Source organism: Acidovorax sp. Q11 (genome assembly GCF_054950075.1).
In genome coordinates this window covers 18,457-35,693 of the sequence record NZ_JBUDZG010000005.1, presented here as the reverse complement: position 1 = coordinate 35,693, position 17,237 = coordinate 18,457, and the positions used below count along the sequence as shown (strand labels likewise).

The following is a 17,237-nucleotide window of genomic DNA, read 5'->3' as shown; positions in this document are numbered from 1 at the left end:
TAGGACTCATCTCTCCTGGGGCTGCAGTGTTGACGACGCACTCTCAATTTCCACGAGAAGTGTCGGCAGCGTACCTTTTGGTTTTGGCCTAACAGCAGCTTTGGCCAATCAATCCTTACCCAGGTTCAAACGATGATTCACTTTACGTTGCCCATGCGGAAATAGCCTTGCCCCTCTACCGCCGTTCTGCTGGCAGTGTCTGGCCTGACTCCTCGCGGATCCAGACCACCGCTTGCGCGGGGGATACGTTGTCAGGTGAGCTTCGCACCGGTCCATTGCTGGTCCGGCACGTCACCGTAGGCTACTCGTAGTCGTATATGAGGACGCAGCACCCCATAAGGGATGTGCGACAAGGCAGATCAGAGCGGAGCACTCTGAGTTGGTCCAGATGCGCTGCTCACATTTGTTGATCGCCTGAAGAGGCGACCATTTATCCACGGCGAAACCGCTTGTGGCGGTTCGTCGGCAATGTGCGCGAGCGCCACAAACGGTATTGCTACCGTTCAATTTCAGTCACCCCAGAGGGGCGACGTTTCAGATGACCGGTTGCCCGAGCATCGTCATTAAAAGCCCTTCACAAGGAAGAACTTTGTGAGATGGCCGTGTTACCGACCAGCTCTCTGGAGCCTGTCCGAGGACAGGCGATTTAATTGCTTTTTGTTTTTAGAGGCAAGCTACCTCACTCAGAGCAACACGTTACGTGTCGCACGGAAATTGGGATTATAGATGGCACCCCGGCGACACCCCCGGGGGCAGGGTCACCCCCGTCTGCTAAATTCGCCTCATGAATGAGCTTGCTGGCAAACACATTGTTCTGGGTCTGAGTGGGGGCGTGGCTTGCTACAAGGCGGCTGATCTGTGCCGCCAGCTCATCAAGGAGGGGGCCACCGTGCAGGTCGTCATGACCGAAGCGGCCGAGCAATTCATCACGCCGGTCACCATGCAGGCCCTGTCCGGTCGCCCCGTGTATGGCTCGCAGTGGGATGCGCGCGAGCCCAACAACATGCCCCACATCAACCTGAGCCGTGAGGCCGACGCGATCCTGATAGCGCCGTGCAGCGCTGATTTCATCGCGCGGCTGGTGCAGGGTAGGGCGGATGAGCTGCTCAGCTTGCTGTGCCTGGCCCGCCCTGCGCAGCGGGTGCCGTTGCTGCTGGCTCCGGCCATGAACCGTGAGATGTGGGCCCATCCGGCCACGCAGCGCAACCTGGCCCAGGTGACGCAGGATGGCGCGGTGGTGCTGGGTGTGGGCAATGGAGACCAGGCTTGTGGCGAGACTGGCGATGGCCGCATGCTGGAGCCTGTGGAGCTGCTGGAAGAGTTGATTGCCTTCTTCGCGCCCAAGGTCCTGGCAGGGCGCAGGGTGCTGGTGACGGCGGGGCCCACTTTTGAGGCGATCGATCCCGTGCGTGGCATCACCAACCTTTCGAGCGGAAAGATGGGTTTTGCCGTTGCCCGTGCGGCCCGCGAGGCCGGTGCCGAAGTCACTTTGGTGGCCGGGCCTGTGCATGTGCCCACGCCACGTGGGGTGCAGCGTGTGAATGTGCAGTCGGCCCAGGAGATGCTGGCGGCTGTACAGCGCCATGTGCAGGCGGCGTCGGTGTTCGTTGCCACCGCTGCCGTGGCGGACTGGCGGCCCGCCAGCCAGTCCTCCCAGAAAATCAAGAAAGACGGCTCGGGCCAGACCCCGACCCTGGGTTTTGTGGAGAACCCCGACATCCTGGCCACGGTAGCGAAGTCATCGCATGCCCTGGAGGGTGATCTTTTTTGTGTCGGTTTTGCTGCTGAAAGCCATGATCTGCTGGCCCACGCCACGGCCAAGCGTGCGCGCAAAGGGGTGCCGCTGCTGGTGGGCAACATTGGCCCTGCCACCTTTGGGCAGGATGACAATGCCCTGCTGTTGGTGGACGCCCAAGGGCACCGCGAGCTGCCCCGGGCTTCCAAACGGGTGCTGGCCCAGCAGCTGATCGGGGAGATTGCGGCGCGGTTGTCGCCTGTGGGTTCCTAGAGGTCTTTGCCGGGAGGCCGTATGAAGACTGGTGCCACCAAGCCTGAATGGGATACGCCGCCCGATGGCGACTTTGCACGCTACGTGGAACGGCTGACCGCGCCTGCACCTGCCAGAGGTGTACAAGCTCCAGCCCCTGGCTCCACCGCCGTCCAGAAGCCCGCTGGGGCGGGTGGGGTGCGCCCGGCGCCCCAGTCCGGTCCGCCGGATCTCGCTCTGGTTCTGAAGCCTTTGCTGGGCGTTGTGCGTGCGGTGCGCGCCGTGCTGCTGGTGTTGATTGTCTTGCACGGGGTGGCGCTGTTCATGTTCAGCCAAGGGTCTTTGCCGGGGCTGGCGGTCATGGCGGCCATCTGGTGGGGGTTGGGGCGTTTGATCGACGTGGCTCCCAAGGCCCTATCATCCGCAGCCTTCGGGGCCGCGTCAGGCGTGGAGCCCTTGCAGGAGCGGCTGCGGCAAGTGGCCCAGCAGCGCACAACTGGAAAGAAGAAATAACCGTGAAGATTGACGTGAAGATTCTGGATCCGCGCATGGCGGACCAATTGCCCACCTATGCCACACCCGGCAGCGCTGGCCTGGACCTGCGGGCCTGCCTCGATGCGTCGCTCACCTTGCAGCCCAACGCATGGCAACTGGTGCCCACCGGCATTTCCGTCTACATCAAGGACCCGGGGTATGCGGCCCTGATCCTGCCGCGCTCCGGCCTGGGTCACAAACACGGCATCGTGCTGGGCAACCTCGTGGGCCTGATCGATAGCGACTACCAGGGCCAGCTCATGGTGAGCGCCTGGAACCGCAGCAATGTGGCCTTCACGCTGGAGCCCATGGAGCGCCTGGCCCAATTGGTCATCGTGCCGGTGGTGCAGGCGCAGTTCAACGTTGTCACCGAGTTTGAAGCTACCGAGCGGGGTGAGGGCGGCTACGGTTCGACGGGCAAGGCCTGAAGTCCATGGCGCCACCGGGTTGGCGCGGCATTTGTAAGACGGCGCTTACTTTTATGCGTCTCTGTTACCGACACGGCGTGGGGTCATGTGTCTACGCGGCAGAACCCTGCCGCGTTGTTCCAATCAACCATGTGTCTGGGGCGCCTGCTGTGTGCCTTGCGTTGGCCCTTCGCCTCGGACTGGTCCTCATGACTTCAGGAGATTGAAATGCTGCAATTCACCCGCCGCCCTCTCGCCATCGCTGGTGTGGTTGTCCTGGCAGGCTCTTTGGCCGCCTGTGGCCACAACCGCCCGGCGCCCGCTCCCCAGTATTCGGGGGGCTATTCCAGCGGCTACCAGACCGCACCCGCCTACCCCAACAACCCGGCGGGTACCGAGTATGGCCGCGTGTCGAACATTGAGGTGATGCAGGGGCGTTCTCAGGGGCAAACCTCCGGCGCAGGCGCCGTGCTCGGTGCCGTGGTGGGCGGCGTCCTGGGCAACCAGGTGGGCAAGGGCTCGGGCCGTGCGGCAGCCACGGCGGTGGGCGTGCTCGGGGGCGCTGTGGCGGGCAATGCCATCGAGGGGCGCAACAACCAGGAGTACGTGCAGGGATATCGGCTGTCCGTGCAACTGGACCAGGGCGGTTACCGCGTGTATGACGTGAGCAGCCCGGGTGATCTGCGTATTGGCGACCGCGTGCGTCTGTACAACGGCCAGATCTCTCGTATGTGAATTCGCTGACTGACCAAAAAACGGGCGCCCCGGGTTTTTTCGGGGCGCCCGTTGTGCGTTGGAGGGGCTCAGTGCAGCAACGAGTTGCCGGGGGCCTGGGGTTGAATTCGGAAGAAGCCCGTGCCTGCGGTGCCGCGACCGACTTCTTCCTCGGTGGCTTCACGCACTGCCTGCACTGTCAATTGCAGGCGCAGCGCAATGCCCGCCAGCGGGTGGTTGCCGTCCAGCACCACATGTTCGGGGTAGATCTCGGCCACGGTGTAGAGCGCGGTGCGGGGGGCATCCGGGTTGCAGCCCTCCGGCAGGGCCATCCCGTCAAACGTCATGCCTTCCTCGATTTCTGCGGGGAACAGCGCACGGGGTTCCAGGAACAGCAGCTGGTCGTTGAAGTCACCAAAAGCATCCTCGGGTTCGAGGTGCAGCGCCAGGCTGGCACCAGGGCCGTGGCCTTGCAGGGCCTCTTCGATGCGGGGCAGAAGATCGTCGCCGCCGACCAGAAACTCCACGGGCTCATCGAGCACGTCCAATTCTTCGCCCAGCGTGTCCTTGAGCGTCCAGGTCAGTGCGACCACACATTGTTGGGTAATTTCCATAGGAGAATTGTCGCAGTTTGACCAACCGCCCCGCCCAGGGGCCCTGTTTTCCCATGGATATCCAGCAACCCCTTTCTCTGCTCGGTGGCCTCACCCCCGCGCAATTCATGCGCCGCCACTGGCAAAAAAAGCCGCTGCTGGTGCGCCAGGCCATTCCACAGTTCGCACCGCCCGTGTTGCGCTCCGAGCTGTTTGCACTGGCTGCCCAGGAGGGGGTGGAGTCGCGCCTGGTGCAATTGGTCAAGGGCGCCTGGAAGCTGCGCCACGGCCCCTTCAGCCGTCGTGCGCTGCCTGCGTTGCAGCAACCTGACTGGACCTTGCTCGTGCAAGGGGTGGATCTGCACAACGATGCGGTCCATGCGCTGATGCAGCAGTTCCGTTTTGTGCCCGAGGCGCGGCTGGACGACCTCATGATCAGCTACGCCAGCAATGGTGGTGGCGTGGGGCCGCACTTCGACAGCTACGACGTCTTTTTGCTGCAGGCCCATGGCAAGCGGCGCTGGCGCATTGGCCGCCAGAAGGACCTGACGCTGCGCGACGATATTCCCTTGAAGGTGTTGGCACAGTTCGAACCGGAAGAAGAGTTTGTGCTGGAGCCTGGCGACATGCTGTACCTGCCGCCCCGCTACGCCCATGACGGCATTGCCGAGGGCGGGTGCATGACCTACTCCATCGGTTTCCGCGCCCCGGCGCGTGCAGAGCTGGCCCAGGAGCTGCTGGTGCGCCTGGCGGAAGATGCCGGGGATGCCGATGAGGGCAAGCCTCTGCTCTACCGTGACGCAGGCCAGGAGGCGGTCGCGCAGCCCGCGCACATTCCGGCCGGGCTGCATGAGTTTGCGCGTGAAGCGCTTTCTCGTGCGTTGGCACAACCTCTGGTGCTGGAGCGCGCGCTCGGCGAATACCTCACCGAACCCAAGCCCAGCGTGTGGTTCGAGCCCGGGGATGCGAGGGTGATGCTGGAGGGGGTGCGCCTGGACCGCAAGAGCCGCATGATGTACGACGCGCAGCACATCTTCATCAATGGAGAGAGCTACCGCGCCGCCGGGCGCGATGCCACGCTGATGCGGCGCCTGGCCGACGAACGCCAGCTGACGGCGCGCGAGTTGGCCCGCGCCAGCGACGATGCGCTGGAGCTGTTGTCCACATGGTGCGATGCGGGCTGGGCCCATGTCTGGACGGGCAGCCACTGACCAGGAGGCCTTCATGACCGATGTGGCAGCCCCTTCGCCCGAGCCTCTGCACGACCTGCCCACCGGGCGGTTCAGTGGCCGGGAAACCTTCCAGCAGATGGTGCGTGACGCATTCGCCACGGCGGCGCGGGATGGCTGGCAGGAGATTGTGATCAGCGATGCCCATTTTCACGACTGGCCGCTGGGCGAGCGCAGCGTGGTCGAATCCCTGCAGGCCTGGGCCTGCAGCGGTCGGCGTTTCACCATGCTGGCCTGCAGCTACGACGACGTGATCCGGCGCCACGCCCGGTTTGTGCGCTGGCGCGGCACCTGGGACCACATCATCACCTGCCGCCGCAGCCCGGCGGCCGACCCCCTGGACTTGCCCAGCGCCCTGTGGTCACCGCAGTGGGTCATGCACCGGCTGGATCCGGAACGCTGCGTGGGGGTGGCGGGCAACGAGCCCGACCGCCGGGTGATGTTGCGGGAGTCGCTCAACGAATGGGTGCGCAGCAAGAGCACGCCCGGGTTTCCCTCGACCACGCTGGGCCTGTAAACCTCTGCGTTGCAAGCAGCCCAGGAAGGTTGGGCGGGGTGGGCTGCTTTGTGGCAAGGTCGCCACGGCTTCGCGTTCCATGCGCGAAGTCAAGCGGGTGTAAAGCTTTCGTCAGTGTTAGTCAGTATTGACTAAAAATCAATATAATCAATGGTTGCGCCAAAAAGGTGCAAATCAACGCTTTGTGCCAATGCGTACCAGGGCTTCCGAGGGCCTGACGCCGTGGCTTTTCAAGATTCTGTCTGTCCAACTAGGAAAATCGAAATGAAGAACTCTCTCGTTCTGGCCGCCCTGATCGCTGCTGCTGCACTCGCCGCTTGTGGCAAGAAGGAAGAGCCCGCTCCAGCAGCTCCCGCACCCGTGGAAGCTCCTGCCGCTGCGCCCGCTCCTGCCGCAGAACCAGCCGCTCCTGCTGCTTCCGATGCTGCTGCAGCCCCTGCCGCCGCTCCTGCTGCTGACGCCGCCGCTGCTCCTGCTGCCGACGCTGCCAAGGCCGCTGCTGACGCTGCTGCCACCGCCGCTACCGGCGCTTCCGCAGCCAAGTAAATCGCTGCAGGCTCCGGGCTGACCCCGTGGTCGGCCTGTGCCACGGCCCCGCACCGCAAGGTTCGGGGCCTTTTTTTGTCTTTTCGTGCCTGCACCTGGACAGGCCAGGCCCGTTCAGCGGCTTGGAGCGCTGTCGCCGACGCGCAGCCAGTCGGTACCCTGGGTGGGGCTGGCCACGATGATGTCCTCGGCCGTCCAGCCCAGCGCGGCGGCAAGGGCCTCTTGCGCGAGGCGAGGCACATTGTTCTGTGCACTCAGGTGGGCGGCCACCACCTGCCCCAAGCCCGCGTGCTGCACCACGCGCAGGATCTCGGCCGTGGCGGCGTTGGCCAGGTGGCCATGGGGGCCGCCCACCCGGCGCTTCAGAAAGGGTGGATAGCGCGAGGCCTGCAGCATGCCGGGGTCGTGGTTGGCCTCGATCAGGAGGGCGTGGCAGCCTTGGAGCTGCTCCAGCACATGGGCACTGGCGTGCCCCAGGTCGGTCAGCACGGCCAGGTGGGCATTGCCGTCGGAGCAGCGCAGCTGCAGCGGCTCCCGGGCGTCGTGGGGCACCGTGAAGGGCAGGGCCTGGAAGCTGCCCAGGTCGATGGCTTGCATGTCACGCGCCACATGCTGCAAGCCATCGAAGTCCGGGAAGCCCAGGGCCGCGTGGGTGCCTTCGCTCATCCACACCGGAATGCGGTAACGCACGGCCAGGGCCTGGGCGCAGCCGATGTGGTCGGAGTGCTCGTGGGTGATGAAAACGGCGTCGAGGTCTTCGGGCTGCAGCTGGGCCTGGGCCAGCCGGGCCTGCAGCTGGCGGATGCCAAACCCGCAGTCGATCAGCAGGCGGTGCACCTGCGTGCCGCTGCGGCCTTCAACCACGGTGGCGTTGCCTGAGCTGCCGCTGCCCAGATTCTTGAAGCGCAGCATGGTGGATGGGGGACGCTTAAAACACCACACCCTGCCGAGGGCCTAGAGCCCGGGGCAGGGTGTGGTGGGGAAGAGCGGTGTGCCTTTGCGGTTACTTCAGGTCGTCGGTGATCACGCGCACGATGCGCTCGGCATTGGCCGAGGTGTCGGGGGCGCCTGCCTCGTTGAGCACAGACACCGTGGTGGACTCGCCCTGGCTGCGCACCACGATGCGGTACTTGAGCGGCGGTGTGGCGGCCGAGGAGCCGCTGAACAGCTTGCCGAAGAAGCCGGGCTCCTTCTTGTCGGCGTTGGGGGCCACATAACGCACGAAGTACGTGCCTTCGTTGCGGTTGCGGTCTTCCACCGTGAAGCCGGTGCGGTCCAGCGCCAGGCCCACGCGGCGCCATGCACGGTCAAAACCTTCGTCCAGCTGCACCACAGGCTGGTTGTTGACGGTGGCCATGCGCGCTGCCTGTGTGCGTGGCGCCGGGGCGGCCGCAATGGCGCGGGACTGCTCCTGGCTCACGCCCAGCTTGACCATCAAGCGGCGCAGGAATTCGGTTTCCAGCTCCGGGTCAGAGGGGCGGGGCTGCCACACCGTGTTGTCCTTGGTGGTGGTGCCATAGACCTCGATCATGCCGCGGTGGGTGATGTAGATCTCGGTGTTGCCACTGGCATTGCGCTCCAGGCGGGTGCGGAACTTGTCGCGTTCGCCGGTGGAGTACAGCGAGTCCAGCATCTTGCCCAGTGTGGAGCGGATGAAGTCCTGAGGCAGCTTGGCGCGGTTTTCGGCCCAGTCGGTTTCCATGATGCCGACGTTGGACTCGGCCTGGGTCAGGTTGAAGCCGTTTTCCTGCCAGAAGTCGCGCACGGGCTCCCAGAGCTTGTCGGCGGGGCGGTTGACCACCAGCCAGCGCTGGTTGCCGTCGCGTTCGATGCGCACGTCGCCCAACTGCAGGGCGGCTGCGTTGGCCGTGCCGGAGGGCTGCGCGGCCTGGCCCGCCTGCATGGCGGCGGCCGATACCGGGCCACCTGGCACGGCATAGCGCGAATCGCGCGACAACTGCGTCAGGTCTGGCGGGACTTCCAGGGTCGAGCCCCTGGCGGCGCTCTTGTAGTCGATCTTGTCGCCTTCGAGGGCGGCGCAGGCGGACAGGGCCATGGCGAGGGCCAGCAGGCTCAGGCGGGTGGTAGCAGCTTTCACGCGGAAATCCTCGGGAAGAAGTGTCTCAGGGAGCCGGGCGTGGCCCGGGTTGGATCAGGCCAGCAGGCCGCTGCTGCGCAGTGCAGCCTCGACAACGGCTTCGTTGCCACTGGCCAGCGGCGTCATGGGCAGGCGCATGGTGCCACCACACAGGCCCATGCGGGCCATGGCCCACTTGACCGGGATGGGGTTGGCTTCGACGAACAGGTTCTTGTGCACGGGCATCAGCTTGAACTGGATTTCCATGGCGCGGCGTGCATCGCCCGCCAGGGCCGCCACACACAGCTCGTGCATCAGGCGCGGGGCCACGTTGGCCGTCACGCTGATGTTGCCGTGGCCGCCGCACAGCATCAGGGCCACGGCGGTCGGGTCGTCGCCCGAGTACACGCCGAAACCCTGGGGCACATCACGGATGAGCCACTGGGCACGTTCGATGTTGCCGGTGGCTTCCTTGATACCGATGATGCCGGGCACCTGGGCCAGGCGCAGCACGGTGTCGTGCTGCATATCGGCCACCGAGCGGCCGGGCACGTTGTACAGCACGATGGGCAGGTCGCCCGTGGCTTCGGCAATCGCCTTGAAGTGCTGGTACTGGCCCTCTTGTGTGGGCTTGTTGTAGTAAGGCACGACCTGCAGCTGGCTGTCGGCGCCGACCTTCTTGGCGAACTTGGCCAGCTCGATGGCTTCGGCGGTGGAGTTGGCGCCGCAGCCGGCCATGATGGGCACACGCTTGGCGGATTGTTCGACCGCGACGCGGATGATCTCGCAGTGCTCTTCGACATTGACCGTGGGCGATTCGCCCGTGGTGCCCACCACGCCGATGCAGTCGGTGCCTTCGGCGATATGCCAGTCGATCAGTTTGCGCAGGGCGGGGTAGTCCACGCTGCCGTCCGCGTGCATGGGGGTGACGAGGGCGACGATGCTGCCGGTAAGAGGCACGGAGGAAGAGGTCATGTCCGCAGTGAAAAACGGTAAAAGGGCATTCTAACTAGCCGCGATGGACAAAAGATGCCGGGAAGGCTCGCCAGGCTGCGGGAGTTCCCGCACGGCCGTGACGCGTTGCACAAAACGTGCGGGTTCGTCCAGGAACCCGTCTTCGTAGGCCACCACACGCAGCCTCTGGCAGGCGCCCAGCAGCTCGCCAGGCATGAGCAGGAACTCGGGCCGCGCGGGGCGCCCCACGGTTTCGTTCCCCTGGGCAAAGGTCTCGTAGATCAGCACGCCACCGGGGGCGACGGTGTCCAAGATAGTGGGCAGCAGCGGCCGCCACAGGTAGTTGGTGACCACCACGGCGCCAAACTGGCGTCCCGCCAGGGGCCAGGGGCCGCTCTCAATGTCAGCCAGCAGCAATTCACCCAGCCCGTCGCAGGCGGCCAGGGCCTCGGCGGACCGGTCCACGCCCACCACCGGGTGCCCCTGGCTGCGCAGCCAGCGCAGGTGGCGGCCCGCGCCACAGGCCACATCCAGCACCGCGCTGCCGGAGGGAATCAAGTGGGCCCAGCGGCGGACCCATGCGGAGGGGGCTTCAGTGCCATGCATGATGCTATTGAATATATAGCTATAAAGGCTTGCTCAGAGCGCGCAGAAGCCCAAAAAACCTTGAATCTGCCAGCCGTAGCCGTCAGAAACACGCCCACATCTGGTCGGCGAGCATCACCATGAACTCGGGCGCGGTGTACAGGCCAAACACCGCCAGACACAGCAGCACCGCCACGGCCGCGCTCAGCCAGCGCAGGGCGCGCGGCCTGGGTTTTGGGGGCGGTGGCGGGGTGTGCATGGCGGGCGGGAGGGTCAGGCAGGCTGCGGGGTAGAGCGCTGGATGGGGCTTTCCTTGACGGGCAGGTTCACCAGCCCGGCAAACACGCCCAGGCCGATGGCGATGTACCAGACGATATCGTAGTTGCCCGTGGCGTCATACAGATAACCGCCCAGCCACACGCCCAGGAAGCTGCCGATCTGGTGGCTGAAGAACACAAAGCCGCCCAGCATCGACAGGTGCTGCACGCCAAAAATCTGCGCAATGGTCGCGTTGGTGGGTGGGATGGTGGACAGCCACAGCGTGCCCATCACGGCCGAGAACACATACACCGACAGCGGCGACAGCGGCACGATCAGGAACACGGTGATGGCCGCTGCGCGCGCAAAGTAGATGAAGGCCAGGATGAAGCGTTTGGGCATGCGCTGGCCCAAGGTGCCGGCGATGTAGGTGCCAAACACGTTGAACAGCCCGATCAGCGCCAGCGCATAGCTGGCCACCTGGGGCGACAGCCCATGGTCTTTCAGGTAGCTGGGCATGTGCACGCCGATGAACACCACCTGGAAGCCGCACACAAAGTAACCCGCCATCAACAGGTTGAAGCTGGGGTAGCGGAAGGCCTCGCCCAGCGCCTGCACGATGGTCTGCTCGCGTTTCACGGGGGCCGCTCCCTTGAAGCCCGGCTCGCGCAGGCCAAAGGCCAGGGGCACGATGAGCAACACGGCCATCGACAGCACCAGCAGCGCCTGCTGCCAGCCCAGGCCCGCAATGAGCCAGCCTTCGACCGGCACCATCAGGAACTGCCCGAACGAGCCCGCCGCCGCCGCCACACCCATGGCCCAGGAGCGCTTTTCGGGCGCAATCTGCCGCCCCAGCACGCCATAGATCACGGCGTAGGTGGTACCCGCCTGCGCGGCACCAATCAGCACGCCCGCCGTCAGCGCAAACAGCGTGGGCGTAGGTGACAGCGCCATGCCCGCCAGGCCCAGGCCGTACAGCACCGCGCCGCCCATGAGCACGCGGAACGCGCCAAACCGGTCGGCCACCATGCCCGCAAAAATGCCGATCAGGCCCCAGGACAGGTTCTGGATGGCGATGGCCAGCGCAAACGACTGGCGCGTCCAGCCCATCTCTTGCGTGATGGGCAGCAGCCACAGGCCAAAACCGTGGCGAATGCCCATGGACAGGGTCACGATGGCTGCACCGCAGGCCAGCACCTGGAACATGGACAGTTTGGGAGGATTCATATGCATACGAAGGAATGTAGCCAGATTGCGTGAAACGCGCTGATACACCCGTGACCAATACAGTGCCCTGCAGGGTGGGTAATGACTGGTTTTTTATCCAGCTACGCCGCGCCTGCCGCACTACAATCCGCCGCTATGTCTGCCAAACCGTCTTCTGCATCCGCCAGCGAATATTCCGAAGGCTCGATCCGCGTGCTCAAGGGCCTCGAGCCCGTCAAGCAACGCCCGGGCATGTACACCCGCACCGACAACCCCCTGCACATCATCCAGGAAGTGCTGGACAACGCCGCCGACGAGGCGCTGGCCGGCCACGGCAAGAAGATCCGCGTCACGCTGCATGCCGATGGCTCGGTCAGTGTCGAAGACGATGGCCGGGGCATCCCCTATGGCATGCACCCCGAGGAAAACGCCCCGGTGATCGAGCTGGTGTTCACCCGCCTGCACGCGGGCGGCAAGTTCGACAAGGGCAAGGGCGGCGCCTACAGCTTCTCGGGCGGCCTGCACGGCGTGGGCGTGAGTGTGACCAACGCCCTGGCGACGCGGTTGGAAGCGACGAGCTACCGCGAAGGCAAGGTGGCGCGCCTGGTGTTCTCGGCCGGTGATGTGATCGAGCCCCTGGTGGCCCGGCCGCTGGAGGCGGGCGAGCGCAAGCAGGGCACGTCGGTGCGCGTATGGCCTGATGCCAAGTATTTCGAGTCGAGCGCGTTGCCCATGGGCGAGCTCACCCACCTGTTGCGCAGCAAGGCCGTGCTGATGCCCGGCGTGACGGTGCAGCTCGTCAACGAGAAGACGCGCGACACGCAAACCTGGCAATACAAAGGCGGCCTGCGCGACTACCTGATGCAGACGCTCAACGGCGACCCGGTGATCCCGCTGTTTGAAGGCGAGGGTTTTGCCGACCGCAACAACGAGAGTTTTGCGGAGGGCGAGGGTGCATCGTGGTGTGTGGCCTTCACCGAAGACGGCCAGCCCGTGCGCGAGAGCTACGTCAATTTGATTCCCACCAGCGCGGGCGGCACGCACGAAAGCGGCCTGCGCGACGGCCTGTTCAATGCGGTCAAGAGCTTTATCGAACTGCACAGCCTGTTGCCCAAGGGTGTGAAGCTGCTGCCCGAGGACGTGTTTGCGCGCGCCAGCTATGTGCTCTCAGCCAAGGTGCTGGACCCGCAGTTCCAGGGCCAGATCAAGGAGCGCCTGAACTCGCGCGATGCGGTGCGGCTGGTCAGCGGCTTCGTGCGCCCCGCGCTGGAGCTGTGGCTCAACCAGCACGTTGAATACGGCAAGAAGCTTGCCGAGCTGGCCATCAAGGCTGCCCAAACCCGCCAGAAGGCCGGGCAGAAGGTGGAAAAACGCAAGGGCTCCGGCGTGGCCGTGTTGCCCGGCAAGCTCACCGATTGCGAAAGCAAGGATATCGCCCACAACGAAGTCTTTCTGGTCGAGGGCGACTCGGCCGGTGGCAGCGCCAAGATGGGCCGCGACAAGGAAAACCAGGCCATCTTGCCGCTGCGCGGCAAGGTGCTCAACACCTGGGAGGTCGAGCGCGACCGCCTGTTTGCCAACAACGAAATCCACGACATTTCGGTGGCCATCGGCGTGGACCCGCATGGCCCCAACGACACGCCGGACCTGAGCGGCCTGCGCTACGGCAAGGTTTGCATCCTGTCAGATGCCGACGTGGACGGCTCGCACATCCAGGTGCTGCTGCTCACGCTGTTCTTCCGCCACTTTCCCAAGCTCATCGAAACCGGTCACATCTACGTGGCGCGCCCGCCGCTGTTCCGCGTGGATGTACCCGCGCGCGGCAAAAAGCCCGCCGCCAAGATGTATGCGCTGGACGATGGCGAGCTGACGGCCATCCTCGACAAGTGCGCCAAGGACGGCGTGCCGAAAGAGAAGTGCCAGATCAGCCGCTTCAAGGGCCTGGGCGAGATGAACGCCGAGCAGCTGTGGGAAACCACGCTCAACCCCGACACCCGCCGCCTGCTGCCCGTGCAGCTGGGCGACATGGACTTTGCCGCCACCGAAGGCCTCATCACCAAGCTCATGGGCAAGGGCGAAGCCGCCGCGCGCCGCGAGCTGATGGAGCTGCATGGCGATGCGGTCGAGATCGACATCTAGGAAGGTGTGAACGAACCGGCGCCCCCCGCTGGGTCTCAATGGCCAAAATATGAATAAAAACAGTGCTTTCCGCGCATCTGTATTGGGTTTGTTGCTATGTTTTATGCGGCAATTCGCCCATGCGGACCTGTGGGCGCATGTGGATGAGCGCGGCGTGACGCACTTTGCCGCCGAGCAGGTCGATGCGCGCTACCAGCTGTTTTTTCGCGGCAACGACTTCGACTCCACCCGCGATGCACCGGCCAATGCGTCGCCCATGCCCTATGCGCTGCCCGCAGCGGGCGCGCGCCTGCTGGCGTTTTTTGACATCGCGCCCGACTACAAGCGCGTCAAGCACCACCTGCGTGCGGCATCCAGCCAACATGGCGTGGACTATGAATTGCTCCAGGCGGTGATCGCCGCCGAATCCGGCTTTGACGCCACCGCCGTGTCGCCCAAAGGCGCCGTGGGCCTGATGCAGGTGATGCCCGCCACGGCCAGCCGTTTTGGCGTGAGTGCAGACAAGAAACGCACGGTGGAGCAAAAACTGGCCGACCCGGCCGTGAACGTGCCCACGGGCACCCGCTACCTGCGCCACCTGCTCGACCTGTTTCCTGGCCGCATGGACCTGGCCGTGGCCGCCTACAACGCGGGCGAGGGCGCCGTGCAAAAGGCGGGCAACCAGATCCCGGCCTTCAAGGAAACCCAGAACTATGTGCGCACCGTGCTGGGCCTGTATGCCCAGCTCAAGCCGCCAGCCCCGGTGCTGGCGCAACGCGCCGTGCCGGGCCGCGTGCGCATGGAGCTTTCGGGCGGCGCGCAGAACCGGGGCAACCTGCCACCCACCAGCGTGGCGCAGACCCGCAGCGCCCCCCAGAACGTGAACCCAGAAACTGTACCCAACGAATGAGCGACCAACCCACTCTTGATTTCACCACCGCAGGCGACGACGGGGGCGACTCCCTGGGCCTGGCGGGCTATGCCCAGCGCGCCTACCTCGAATACGCGCTGTCGGTCGTCAAGGGCCGTGCGCTGCCCGATGTGTGCGACGGCCTCAAGCCCGTGCAGCGGCGCATTCTGTATTCGATGGACCGCATGGGCCTGGGCTACAGCGGCCCTACGCGCAGCGCGGCGGCCAAGCCGGTCAAGAGCGCCCGCGTGGTGGGCGATGTGCTGGGCCGCTTCCACCCGCACGGTGACCAGTCGGCCTACGACGCGCTGGTGCGCATGGCGCAGGACTTTGCCCAGCGCTACCCGCTGATCGACGGCCAGGGCAACTTCGGCAGCCGCGACGGCGACGGCGCAGCCGCCATGCGCTACACCGAGGCGCGCTTATCGCGCATCACGAGCCTGCTGCTGGATGAAATCGACGAAGGCACTGTCGATTTCATGCCCAACTACGACGGCAGCACCGAGGAGCCGCGCCAGCTGCCCGCGCGCCTGCCGTTTGCGCTGCTCAACGGCGCCAGCGGCATCGCTGTGGGCCTGGCCACCGAGATCCCCAGCCACAACCTGCGCGAGATCGCCGACGCCTGCATTGCACTCATCAAGACGCCGTCGCTCAGCCAGGACGAGCTGCTGGCCATCGTGCCCGGACCGGACTACCCCGGCGGTGGCCAGATCATCAGCAGCCCCGGCGACATTGCCGATGCCTACCGCACCGGCCGGGGCAGCCTCAAGGTGCGCGCGCGCTGGAAGATCGAGGAACTGGCGCGTGGCCAGTGGCAACTGGTGGTGAACGAGCTGCCACCGGGCGTGAGCACGCAAAAGGTGCTGGAAGAGATCGAGGAAATCACCAACCCCAAGGTCAAGGCGGGCAAGAAGGCGCTCTCGCAAGACCAGACGCAGCTCAAGGCCAGCATGCTGGCGGTGCTGGATGTCGTGCGGGATGAGTCCAGCAAAGATGCCCCCGTGCGCCTGGTGTTCGAGCCCAAGACGGGCAAAACCCCGCAGCAGGAGCTGATCACCGCGCTGCTGGCACACACCAGCCTGGAGACCTCGGCGCCCATCAACCTCACCATGGTGGGCCTGGACGGCAAGCCCGTGCAGAAGTCGCTGCGTGTGATGCTGGAAGAGTGGATCGCATTCCGCCAGACCACGATCACGCGCCGCAGCCAGCACCGCCTGAACAAGGTGCTGGAGCGCATCCATATCCTCGAAGGGCGGCAGATTGTTCTGCTCAATATCGACGAGGTGATTGCCATCATCCGCGAGGCGGAGGAGCCCAAGGCCGCGCTGATTGCACGCTTCAACCTCAGCGACCGCCAGGCCGAGGACATCCTCGAAATCCGCCTTCGCCAGCTCGCGCGGCTCGAAGCCATCAAGATCGAACAGGAGCTGAAAGAACTGCGCGAAAGCCAGGGCAAGCTCGAAGACATCCTGAACAACCCTGGCTCGCTGCGCCGCACCATGGTCAAGGAGATCGAGCAGGATGCCAAGACGTTTGCCGATGCGCGCCGCACCCTCATCCAGGCCGAGAAAAAGGCTGTGGCCGAAGTGAAGGTGGTGGACGAGCCCGTGACGGTGGTCGTCTCGGAAAAAGGCTGGGTGCGTGCGCGCACTGGCCACGGCCACGAGGCCGCCAGCTTTGCCTTCAAGGCGGGCGACGGGCTGTATGGCACGTTCGAGTGCCGCACGGTCGATACCCTGCTGGCCTTTGGCAGCAACGGCCGCGTGTATTCGGTGGCCGTGTCGCTGCTGCCCGGTGCGCGCGGTGACGGCCAGCCCGTGACCACGCTCATCGAACTGGAAGCGGGCACGCAGCTGCTGCACTACTTTGCGGGGCCCGCCAACGCCACGCTGTTGTTGTCCAACTCGGGCGGCTACGGCTTTCTGGCAGCGGTCGAGAACATGGTTTCGCGTCAGAAGGGCGGCAAGGCCTTCCTCACGCTGGGTGAGGGCGAAACCGTGTGTGTGCCGTCGCACGCTGCGGGCACCACGGGCAGCAAGCCGGTGATGCCCGCCACGCATGTGGCCTGCGCGTCCACTGGCGGGCGCATCCTCACTTTCGAGATCACCGAGCTCAAGACCATGGCCAACGGCGGCCGGGGCCTGATGCTGATCGACCTGGAAGACAAGGACCAGCTGGCGGGCGCTGCAGCCTACACGCGCAGCATTTGCCTCGATGGCATCGGCCGGGGTGGCAAGGTGCGTGATGAGACATTGGAGATCCGCAGCCTGAACAACGCCCGTGCCGCACGCGGCCGCAAGGGCAAGGCTGCCGATCTGGGCTTCAAACCCCAGGTGGTTACGCGGGTAGAGTAGGTCGCCCTAGTGCTAGGCAAAAAAGCCACCTGCCCCGGGGCGGTTCTTTTGAATGAACTGTGGTTTTCCACGGGTTGCTACGGATTGGATGAAATGCCGGAACGGGCGCACCATATGCAAGTGATTATCCTTGCTGGCCTGCGGTCGCTCGTCCGTATCCCGCGCTTGCGGGCTGAATCCGGGGCGATGGGGCCGCCAGTGTCCAGGTTCACCAGCAAGACAAGCAGGCATCCAGGTGTCAAGGCCGC

17 protein-coding genes are annotated in these 17,237 nt (G+C 65.1%); 10 read left to right on the top strand and 7 right to left on the bottom strand.

Annotated features, from left to right (window positions below):
• The first annotated feature begins 784 nt into the window (after positions 1 to 784).
• The 4 genes from coaBC (at position 785) to ACYZGB_RS06100 (ending at position 3,663) form a co-directional block, all read left to right on the top strand.
• Positions 785 to 2,008, top strand: a complete 1,224-nt coding sequence (coaBC, locus tag ACYZGB_RS06115; protein WP_462387362.1) for a bifunctional phosphopantothenoylcysteine decarboxylase/phosphopantothenate--cysteine ligase CoaBC — start codon at positions 785 to 787, stop codon at positions 2,006 to 2,008.
• A 21-nt stretch (positions 2,009 to 2,029) separates the two neighbouring features.
• The gene (locus ACYZGB_RS06110; RefSeq protein ID WP_462387361.1) at positions 2,030 to 2,500 is read left to right on the top strand and encodes a hypothetical protein; all 471 of its coding nucleotides are present in this window, start codon (positions 2,030 to 2,032) and stop codon (positions 2,498 to 2,500) included.
• 2 nt (positions 2,501 to 2,502) lie between these two features.
• Positions 2,503 to 2,949, top strand: a complete 447-nt coding sequence (gene dut, locus ACYZGB_RS06105; RefSeq protein WP_462387360.1) for a dUTP diphosphatase — start codon at positions 2,503 to 2,505, stop codon at positions 2,947 to 2,949.
• Positions 2,950 to 3,156: 207 nt separating this feature from the next.
• On the top strand, positions 3,157 to 3,663 hold the full coding sequence (locus ACYZGB_RS06100) for an outer membrane lipoprotein (RefSeq protein WP_462387359.1): 507 nt from the start codon (positions 3,157 to 3,159) through the stop codon (positions 3,661 to 3,663).
• Positions 3,664 to 3,731: 68 nt separating this feature from the next.
• Here ACYZGB_RS06100 and ACYZGB_RS06095 read toward each other — a convergent pair whose 3' ends face one another.
• The gene (locus ACYZGB_RS06095) at positions 3,732 to 4,256 is read right to left on the bottom strand and encodes an FKBP-type peptidyl-prolyl cis-trans isomerase (protein WP_462387358.1); all 525 of its coding nucleotides are present in this window, start codon (positions 4,254 to 4,256) and stop codon (positions 3,732 to 3,734) included.
• A 53-nt stretch (positions 4,257 to 4,309) separates the two neighbouring features.
• Between ACYZGB_RS06095 and ACYZGB_RS06090 the strand changes: the two genes are divergently transcribed.
• The 3 genes from ACYZGB_RS06090 to ACYZGB_RS06080 all read left to right on the top strand — a co-directional run bounded on the left by ACYZGB_RS06090 (position 4,310) and on the right by ACYZGB_RS06080 (position 6,527).
• The gene (locus ACYZGB_RS06090) at positions 4,310 to 5,446 is read left to right on the top strand and encodes a JmjC domain-containing protein (protein ID WP_462387357.1); all 1,137 of its coding nucleotides are present in this window, start codon (positions 4,310 to 4,312) and stop codon (positions 5,444 to 5,446) included.
• A gap of 13 nt (positions 5,447 to 5,459) precedes the next feature.
• Positions 5,460 to 5,981: a hypothetical protein gene (locus tag ACYZGB_RS06085; RefSeq protein WP_462387355.1), complete on the top strand. Its 522-nt coding sequence runs from the start codon at positions 5,460 to 5,462 to the stop codon at positions 5,979 to 5,981.
• A 264-nt stretch (positions 5,982 to 6,245) separates the two neighbouring features.
• Positions 6,246 to 6,527: a hypothetical protein gene (locus ACYZGB_RS06080; RefSeq protein WP_462387354.1), complete on the top strand. Its 282-nt coding sequence runs from the start codon at positions 6,246 to 6,248 to the stop codon at positions 6,525 to 6,527.
• A gap of 114 nt (positions 6,528 to 6,641) precedes the next feature.
• Here the strand turns inward: ACYZGB_RS06080 and ACYZGB_RS06075 are convergent, their stop codons facing one another.
• From ACYZGB_RS06075 to ACYZGB_RS06050, 6 genes are all read right to left on the bottom strand, one after another.
• A complete protein-coding gene (locus ACYZGB_RS06075) occupies positions 6,642 to 7,439 on the bottom strand; it encodes an MBL fold metallo-hydrolase (protein WP_462387353.1) in 798 nt (265 codons plus the stop codon).
• Positions 7,440 to 7,530: 91 nt separating this feature from the next.
• Positions 7,531 to 8,625, bottom strand: coding sequence for an outer membrane protein assembly factor BamC (bamC, locus tag ACYZGB_RS06070; protein WP_462387352.1), 1,095 nt, complete (start codon positions 8,623 to 8,625; stop codon positions 7,531 to 7,533).
• Positions 8,626 to 8,679: 54 nt separating this feature from the next.
• On the bottom strand, positions 8,680 to 9,579 hold the full coding sequence (gene dapA, locus ACYZGB_RS06065) for a 4-hydroxy-tetrahydrodipicolinate synthase (RefSeq protein ID WP_462387351.1): 900 nt from the start codon (positions 9,577 to 9,579) through the stop codon (positions 8,680 to 8,682).
• Positions 9,580 to 9,609: 30 nt separating this feature from the next.
• On the bottom strand, positions 9,610 to 10,164 hold the full coding sequence (locus tag ACYZGB_RS06060; protein ID WP_462387350.1) for a class I SAM-dependent methyltransferase: 555 nt from the start codon (positions 10,162 to 10,164) through the stop codon (positions 9,610 to 9,612).
• 82 nt (positions 10,165 to 10,246) lie between these two features.
• Positions 10,247 to 10,402 (bottom strand): hypothetical protein, encoded by a 156-nt coding sequence (locus tag ACYZGB_RS06055; protein WP_462387349.1) that lies wholly within the window; start codon positions 10,400 to 10,402, stop codon positions 10,247 to 10,249.
• 14 nt (positions 10,403 to 10,416) lie between these two features.
• Positions 10,417 to 11,634 carry an MFS transporter gene (locus ACYZGB_RS06050; protein ID WP_462387347.1) on the bottom strand — a complete coding sequence of 406 codons (1,218 nt, stop codon included), beginning with the start codon at positions 11,632 to 11,634 and terminating at the stop codon, positions 10,417 to 10,419.
• A 129-nt stretch (positions 11,635 to 11,763) separates the two neighbouring features.
• Here ACYZGB_RS06050 and ACYZGB_RS06045 point away from each other — a divergent pair, with 129 nt between their 5' ends.
• From ACYZGB_RS06045 to parC, 3 genes are all read left to right on the top strand, one after another.
• On the top strand, positions 11,764 to 13,746 hold the full coding sequence (locus ACYZGB_RS06045) for a DNA topoisomerase IV subunit B (protein WP_462387346.1): 1,983 nt from the start codon (positions 11,764 to 11,766) through the stop codon (positions 13,744 to 13,746).
• Positions 13,747 to 13,849: 103 nt separating this feature from the next.
• Positions 13,850 to 14,635 carry a lytic transglycosylase domain-containing protein gene (locus ACYZGB_RS06040; protein ID WP_462387345.1) on the top strand — a complete coding sequence of 262 codons (786 nt, stop codon included), beginning with the start codon at positions 13,850 to 13,852 and terminating at the stop codon, positions 14,633 to 14,635.
• A complete protein-coding gene (gene parC / locus ACYZGB_RS06035) occupies positions 14,632 to 16,989 on the top strand; it encodes a DNA topoisomerase IV subunit A (protein WP_462387344.1) in 2,358 nt (785 codons plus the stop codon). Before ACYZGB_RS06040 ends, parC begins: the two co-directional genes overlap by 4 nt.
• Positions 16,990 to 17,237: the final 248 nt, after the last annotated feature.

Bases quoted from the DNA above. Each gene is read 5' to 3' on its own strand.
- parC (WP_462387344.1), top strand. From the start codon at position 14,632: ATGAGCGACCAACCCACTCTTGATTTCACCACCGCAGGCGACGACGGG.
- ACYZGB_RS06045 (WP_462387346.1), top strand. From the start codon at position 11,764: ATGTCTGCCAAACCGTCTTCTGCATCCGCCAGCGAATATTCCGAAGGC.
- coaBC (WP_462387362.1), top strand. From the start codon at position 785: ATGAATGAGCTTGCTGGCAAACACATTGTTCTGGGTCTGAGTGGGGGC.
- ACYZGB_RS06060 (WP_462387350.1), bottom strand. From the start codon at position 10,164: ATGCATGGCACTGAAGCCCCCTCCGCATGGGTCCGCCGCTGGGCCCAC.
- ACYZGB_RS06090 (WP_462387357.1), top strand. From the start codon at position 4,310: ATGGATATCCAGCAACCCCTTTCTCTGCTCGGTGGCCTCACCCCCGCG.
- ACYZGB_RS06050 (WP_462387347.1), bottom strand. From the start codon at position 11,634: ATGCATATGAATCCTCCCAAACTGTCCATGTTCCAGGTGCTGGCCTGC.
- ACYZGB_RS06040 (WP_462387345.1), top strand. From the start codon at position 13,850: ATGCGGCAATTCGCCCATGCGGACCTGTGGGCGCATGTGGATGAGCGC.
- ACYZGB_RS06095 (WP_462387358.1), bottom strand. From the start codon at position 4,256: ATGGAAATTACCCAACAATGTGTGGTCGCACTGACCTGGACGCTCAAG.
- dapA (WP_462387351.1), bottom strand. From the start codon at position 9,579: ATGACCTCTTCCTCCGTGCCTCTTACCGGCAGCATCGTCGCCCTCGTC.
- ACYZGB_RS06080 (WP_462387354.1), top strand. From the start codon at position 6,246: ATGAAGAACTCTCTCGTTCTGGCCGCCCTGATCGCTGCTGCTGCACTC.
- ACYZGB_RS06055 (WP_462387349.1), bottom strand. From the start codon at position 10,402: ATGCACACCCCGCCACCGCCCCCAAAACCCAGGCCGCGCGCCCTGCGC.
- ACYZGB_RS06085 (WP_462387355.1), top strand. From the start codon at position 5,460: ATGACCGATGTGGCAGCCCCTTCGCCCGAGCCTCTGCACGACCTGCCC.
- ACYZGB_RS06110 (WP_462387361.1), top strand. From the start codon at position 2,030: ATGAAGACTGGTGCCACCAAGCCTGAATGGGATACGCCGCCCGATGGC.
- ACYZGB_RS06075 (WP_462387353.1), bottom strand. From the start codon at position 7,439: ATGCTGCGCTTCAAGAATCTGGGCAGCGGCAGCTCAGGCAACGCCACC.
- ACYZGB_RS06100 (WP_462387359.1), top strand. From the start codon at position 3,157: ATGCTGCAATTCACCCGCCGCCCTCTCGCCATCGCTGGTGTGGTTGTC.